Here is a 909-nt window from a genome sequence, read left to right as displayed (position 1 = left end):
GCCGAATACGAGGCCTTTCGTCTCGGCAAGGAAGTCGACGGAGCGCTCTATCGCGAGGCCGATGCGCAATGGTTTCGCGCCATCCTGGCGGGTGTCGTCGAGAACCAGAAGACCATCGATCCGATCATCCGCCAGGCGCTGACCGAGGACTGGCCGCTGTCGCGGCTCGATTCGACGCTGCGCGCCATTCTGCGTGCCGGCGTCTACGAGTTGATGAAGCGCGAGGATGTCCCCGTCGCGGTCATCGTCTCCGAATATGTCGACATCGCCAAGGCCTTCTACGAGGAAGACGAGCCGAAGCTGGTCAATGCCGTGCTCGACCGTGTGTCTCGCCGGGTGCGTGGCGAGGGGCGGGGCAAGGACGCATCATGACGGCAATCGCCGTCGAGGCAGGCAGGGAGGCGCGCCGCACGGCGCTGATCCTGGCCGCCTCGCAGGCGATCATCGGCTCGGCCGCTCCCATCGCCATCTCCGTGGGCGCGCTGGCCGGGCAATATCTGCTTGGCCCCGACAAATCATTGGCGACAGCGCCGGTCACCGGCTTCAACATCGGCGTGGCGCTCGGCGCGCTGCCTGCAGCGGCCATCATCCGCAGCATGGGCCAGCGCGGCGGCTTCATGACCGGAACGATCGTCACGGCGCTTGGCGGCCTCGTCGCCACGCTTGCGCTTTTTCAAGGCAGCTTCTGGCTGTTTGCCTTTGGCTTGCTCACGATCGGTGTCGGCGGCGCCTTCGTCCAGCAGTTCCGCTTCGCCGCTGCCGACAACGCACCGCCGGAATTCAAGGCGCGTGCCATCTCATTCGTGCTGGCCGGCGGCATCGTCACCGCCATCCTTGGGCCGCAGATCGTCATCTTCACCCGCGAATTGCTGGCGCCGGTCATGTTTGCCGGTTCCTTCATCTCCATCC

At 65.7% G+C, this 909-nt stretch carries 2 protein-coding genes; both read left to right on the top strand.

Features of this window, described 5'->3' with window-relative positions; genetic code table 11:
• On the top strand, positions 1 to 372 hold a 372-nt coding region (gene nusB / locus EN964_RS35765), incomplete at its 5' end, for a transcription antitermination factor NusB (RefSeq protein WP_127277542.1).
• Positions 369 to 909, top strand: a 541-nt coding sequence (locus EN964_RS35760) for an MFS transporter (protein ID WP_127277540.1), incomplete at its 3' end; no start/stop codon positions are given. The genes nusB and EN964_RS35760, both read left to right, overlap by 4 nt.

The organism is Mesorhizobium sp. M7A.F.Ca.CA.001.10.2.1 (genome assembly GCF_003998575.1).
Lineage (GTDB): Bacteria > Pseudomonadota > Alphaproteobacteria > Rhizobiales > Rhizobiaceae > Mesorhizobium.
This window is presented reverse-complemented; position numbering and strand designations above follow the sequence as displayed.